4 protein-coding genes are annotated in these 5,310 nt (G+C 72.0%); 2 read left to right on the top strand and 2 right to left on the bottom strand.

Annotated elements, in window-relative coordinates; translation table 11 throughout:
• Window positions 1–225: 225 nt before the first annotated feature.
• A complete protein-coding gene (locus ACFWBT_RS41605) occupies window positions 226–723 on the bottom strand; it encodes a MarR family winged helix-turn-helix transcriptional regulator (protein WP_385709630.1) in 498 nt (165 codons plus the stop codon).
• Between the two features lie 294 nt (window positions 724–1,017).
• Between ACFWBT_RS41605 and ACFWBT_RS41600 the strand changes: the two genes are divergently transcribed.
• On the top strand, window positions 1,018–1,983 hold the full coding sequence (locus ACFWBT_RS41600) for an EamA family transporter (RefSeq protein WP_385709628.1): 966 nt from the start codon (window positions 1,018–1,020) through the stop codon (window positions 1,981–1,983).
• A gap of 31 nt (window positions 1,984–2,014) precedes the next feature.
• On the opposite strand, the gene ACFWBT_RS41595 is transcribed toward ACFWBT_RS41600, so the two are convergent.
• Complete coding sequence (locus ACFWBT_RS41595) at window positions 2,015–2,491, bottom strand: DUF1203 domain-containing protein (RefSeq protein WP_385709625.1); 477 nt, start codon at window positions 2,489–2,491, stop codon at window positions 2,015–2,017.
• 112 nt (window positions 2,492–2,603) lie between these two features.
• On the opposite strand from ACFWBT_RS41595, the gene pepN reads away from it, so the two are divergent.
• A complete protein-coding gene (gene pepN / locus ACFWBT_RS41590; protein ID WP_385709622.1) occupies window positions 2,604–5,219 on the top strand; it encodes an aminopeptidase N in 2,616 nt (871 codons plus the stop codon).
• The last annotated feature ends 91 nt before the right edge of the window (window positions 5,220–5,310 follow it).

Raw genomic sequence — 5,310 nt, 5'->3', positions numbered from 1 at the left:
CTAACATGGGCTGCCCCCCGCTCTTCCCCCCACCCCCTTATCTTCTTCGTGGGAGCCCCCCCCCCCCCGGTGGCGAGGACTCCCTCGACGCGTTTCACGACCACCGTGTCCGCGTACGACGGTGCTGGTGCGGCCCGACTGATACGTGGCCTGGGCCGCCGAGTCCCCGGACGCCGCCGCGGCCGAGGTCGCCCTCGTCGCCGCCCTGGGTGCGCCGGACAGGGCCTAGGACGCGGTGGCGGCCAGCAACGGGCGCAGCAGGCCGGCCAGTTGGGCGGCCTGCTCGTTGTCGAGGGCCGAGAGCGCGGCCGTCTGGACGTCGAGCCCCGCTCCGACGGCCTCGTCGATCAGCCGCAGGCCCTCGTCCGTCAGGGTGACCTGGAGGCCGCGCCGGTCGTGCGGGTCGGGCGAGCGGCGGAGCAGTCCGGCGCGCTCCAGCTTGTCCAGGCGCCCGGTCATGCCGCCGGTCGTCAGCATGAGCGTGGCCGAGAGCTCGCGCGGCGAGAGCGTGTAGGGGGCGTCGGAGCGGCGCAGGGTCGCCAGCACGTCGAACTCCCCGCGCGAGATCCCGTACCGCGCGTACGCCTTCTCCATCCGGTCGCCCATGGCGCGCGCGAGCCGGAAGACGCGCCCGAAGACCTCCATCGCGGCGGTGTCGAGGTCCGGCCGGACAGCGGCCCACTGCTCGATGATCGCGTCGACGGGGTCCTTGGAGGTGCTCATGGGGGCGAGTATCCGCCGCGTCGCAGGTCGGCCGCAAGAAAGTAGCTCGGAAGGGAGTGGGTCGGGAGGAAGTGGCTCAGGAGGAAGCGGGTCACCGAGAAGCGGGTCACCGCTAAGCGGCTTGCGTCTAAGTAGATTAGCGCTAAGCTATTTAGTGCCGACCTGCTCCTTCGGGCCTGCTCCTTCCGGCCAGCTCCCTTCCCTCTCCTCCGGTGACCTGCTTCCGCCGTATTCCCGTCGCCGCCCCTCTCCCGCCGGCCCTCATCCGCCGTTCTCCTCGAAACCGGGTGTCCCGTGGACGCGAACCGTTCCGCCCTGATAGCCCTCACCGCGCTCGCCCCCGTCTCCTGGGGCAGCACCTATGCCGTCACCACCGCGTTCCTCCCGCCCGACCGGCCGCTGTTCACGGCCGTGCTGCGCGCCCTGCCCGCGGGGCTGCTGCTCCTCGCGCTCGCGCGGGTGCTGCCGCGTGGTGCCTGGTGGGGGAAGGCGGCCGTGCTGGGCGCGCTGAACATCGGCGCGTTCTTCCCGCTGCTGTTCCTCTCGGCGTACCGGCTGCCCGGCGGAACGGCGGCCGTGGTCGGGTCGACCGGTCCGCTGCTCGTGGCGGGCCTCTCGTTGCTGCTGCTCGGTGACCGGCCGACCCCGCGGACGCTCCTCACCGGCGTCGCGGCGGCCCTCGGCGTCAGCCTCGTCGTCCTGAAGGCGGCGGGCGCGCTCGACCCCGTGGGTGTTCTCGCGGCGCTCGCCTCCACCGCGTCGATGTCCACCGGCACCGTGCTCACCAAACGGTGGGGGCGGCCGGACGGGATCGGCCCACTGGCGCTGACCGCCTGGCAGTTGACCGCCGGCGGGCTGCTGATCGCGCCGGTCGCCCTCGTGGCCGAGGGCGCGCCACCCGCGCTGGACGGCCCGGCGATCGGCGGTTACCTGTACCTCGCGCTGGCGAACACGGCGGTGGCGTACTGGCTGTGGTTCCGGGGCATCGGCCGGCTCACCGCCACCCAGGTCACGTTCCTCGGCCCGCTCTCGCCACTGACCGCGGCGGTCATCGGCTGGGCGGCGCTGGGGCAGACGCTGACGCCGGTGCAGGTGGCGGGCATGACACTGGCGTTCGGGGCCACGGTGTTCGGCCAGCTGGGAGTCCGTCCGGCGACCGCCGCGCCCCTCCCGGCCGCCGCCGGCTCCGCCCCGCTCGTCCGGGAGCCGGCCGGGGCGCCGGGGCCGGAGCGGAATCCCCGGCCCCGGCGCACCGCGTAGGGGGACGGCCCCGCCGCTCCTCGTACGGGTACTAGCCCCGGCGTACCTCGTACAGGAAGCAGCCGTACTCCACCGCCCGCACATGGACCAGTGCCACCTCCGGGTCGGTGAACGCGGCCGTGAAGGCCTCGTCGAACGCGTCCGGCGCGGACACCAGCAGTCCGCCCAGGATGTGGCCCTCGGCCGAGTAGCGGCGCACCGTGCGGTGGGCGTTCGCGAAGGGGAGCTCGTCCCCGGCCGGGCCCGCGCACGCGTCCGCGTGGATGAAGACCGGCCCCTGCTCGTCGTACGGGCCTGGTTCGGCCCCGGTCCGCGCGGCCCAGCGGCGCAGCGGAGCGTAGGAGACCAGGGCGATGCGCTCGCCGGGCTCGCTGCGGCGCAGGCAGCAGCGCAGCGGGGCACCGCCCTCCTCGTCGGTCAGCGGGGTGAGCGGACGGCCGGCGTCGTCGCCGTCGCGGAGTTCCTTCAGGGCGGCCGGGCCGATGGGGTGTGCGGTGTACGTCGTCATACGTCCAGGCTCGCGCCCGCGCGTGCCCCGCACCGGCGGGAAACGGACATCGCGTTCCGTGCGGGTCCCGTGGAAGGATGGCGCAACCCACACATAACGAGGAGATGACCGCGTGCCTGGCACAAACCTGACCCGCGAAGAGGCGCAGCAGCGCGCGAAGCTGCTCACCGTTGACTCGTACGAGGTCGATCTCGACCTCTCCGGCGCGCAGGAGGGCGGCACCTACCGGTCCGTGACCACGGTGCGCTTCGACTCCACCGAGACCGGCGCGGAGTCCTTCATCGACCTGGTGGCCCCGACCGTCCACGAAGTCACCCTCAACGGCGACCCGCTCGACCCGGCCGAGGTCTTCGCGGATTCGCGGATCGCGCTGCCCGGTCTCCTGGAGGGGCGCAACGTCGTCCGCGTCGTGGCGGACTGCGCGTACACCAACACCGGTGAGGGTCTGCACCGGTTCGTCGACCCCGTCGACCAGCAGGCCTACCTGTACACCCAGTTCGAGGTGCCGGACGCGCGCCGCGTCTTCGCGTCCTTCGAGCAGCCCGACCTGAAGGCCACCTTCCAGTTCACCGTGAAGGCGCCGTCCGGCTGGACGGTCATCTCCAACTCGCCGACCCCGGAGCCCAAGGACGACGTCTGGGTCTTCGAGCCGACGCCGCGGATCTCGACGTACATCACCGCGCTGATCGTCGGCCCGTACCACTCCGTGCACAGCGTGTACGAGAAGGACGGGAAGTCGGTGCCGCTGGGCATCTACTGCCGTCCCTCGCTCGCCGAGTTCCTCGACTCGGACGCGATCTTCGAGGTCACCCGACAGGGCTTCGACTGGTTCCAGGAGAAGTTCGACTACGCGTACCCGTTCGAGAAGTACGACCAGCTCTTCGTGCCCGAGTTCAACGCGGGCGCGATGGAGAACGCGGGCGCGGTCACCATCCGCGACCAGTACGTCTTCCGCTCCAAGGTCACCGACGCCGCGTACGAGCTGCGCGCCGAGACGATCCTGCACGAGCTGGCCCACATGTGGTTCGGCGACCTCGTGACCATGGAGTGGTGGAACGACCTCTGGCTGAACGAGTCGTTCGCCACCTACACCTCCATCGCCTGCCAGGCCTACCACCCCGACAGCCGGTGGCCGCACTCCTGGACCACCTTCGCCAACTCCATGAAGACGTGGGCCTACCGGCAGGACCAACTGCCGTCCACCCACCCGATCATGGCCGAGATCCGCGACCTCGACGACGTGCTCGTCAACTTCGACGGCATCACGTACGCCAAGGGCGCCTCCGTCCTCAAGCAGCTCGTCGCCTACGTCGGCATGGACGAGTTCTTCAGCGGCGTCCAGGCCTACTTCAAGGCCCACGCCTTCGGCAACACGCGGCTGTCCGACCTGCTCGGCGCCCTGGAGCAGACCTCCGGCCGCGACCTCGGGACCTGGTCGCAGAAGTGGCTCCAGACCGCCGGGATCAACATCCTGCGCCCGGAGATCGAGACCGACGCCGACGGCGTCATCACCTCCTTCGCCATCCGCCAGGAGGCCCCGGCCCTGCCCGCCGGCGCCCAGGGCGCTGTATCCGATGATGCGACTCCGCCGCGTGGGACGCTGCGCCCGCACCGCATCGCGGTCGGCCTGTACGACTTCGACGGCGCCGAGGGCGGCAGCGGCAAGCTGGTGCGCGGTGAGCGCATCGAGATGGACGTGGACGGGGAGCTGACCGCCGTTGCGCAGCTCGTCGGCAAGCGCCGCCCCGACGTGATCCTGCTCAACGACGACGACCTGTCGTACGCCAAGGTCCGCCTCGACGAGGACTCGCTGGCCTTCGTCACCGAGCACCTCGGCGACTTCGAGTCCTCCCTCCCGCGCGCCCTGTGCTGGGCCTCGGCCTGGGACATGACCCGCGACGCCGAGCTCGCCACCCGCGACTACCTGGCGCTGGTGCTGTCCGGCATCGGCAAGGAGTCCGACATCGGTGTCGTGCAGTCGCTGCACCGGCAGGTGAAGCTGGCGATCGAGCTGTACGCCGACCCGACCGCCCGCGAGGCGCTGCTGACCCGGTGGACGGACGCGACGCTCGCCCACCTGCGCTCGGCCGAGGCCGGCGGCGACCACCAGCTGGCCTGGGCGCGTGCCTTCGCGGCGACCGCGCGCACGCCGGAGCAGCTGGACCTCCTGGAGGCGCTGCTCGAAGGTCGCGAGACCATCGAGGGTCTCGCCGTCGACACCGAGCTGCGCTGGGCGTTTGTGCAGCGGCTCGCGGCCGTCGGACGCTTCGACGAGGCGGAGATCAGCGCCGAGTACGAGCGCGACAAGACCGCCGCCGGTGAGCGGCACGCGGCCACGGCCCGTGCGGCCCGCCCCTCGGCGGAGGCCAAGGCGGAGGCATGGGCCTCGGTCGTCGAGTCCGACAAGCTCCCGAACGCCGTGCAGGAAGCGGTGATCGCGGGCTTCGTCCAGACCGACCAGCGTGAGCTGCTCGCCCCGTACACGGGCAAGTACTTCGCGGTGGTCAAGGAGATCTGGGACACCCGCTCGCACGAGATCGCGCAGCAGGTCGCCACCGGTCTCTACCCGGGCATCCAGGTCGCCCAGGAGACCCTCGCCGAGACGGACGCGTGGCTGGCCTCGGCCGAGCCCAGCGCCGCCCTGCGCCGGCTCGTCTCGGAGTCCCGCTCGGGCGTCGAGCGGGCCCTGAAGGCGCAGGCGGCGGACGCACAGGCGACGACCGCGTAGTCCGTGGGCGTGCGGTCCGTGACCGCGTGGTCGGCGGACGCGTGGTCCGGGACCGCGTGATCCGCGGACAGCCGGTCCGGGAGCACAGGGG

Origin of the sequence: Streptomyces sp. NPDC060027 (assembly GCF_042737005.1) — a bacterium.
Classification (GTDB): domain Bacteria; phylum Actinomycetota; class Actinomycetes; order Streptomycetales; family Streptomycetaceae; genus Streptomyces.
Note: the sequence above shows the minus strand (reverse complement) of the source record. Positions and strands in the feature narration are given on the sequence as shown.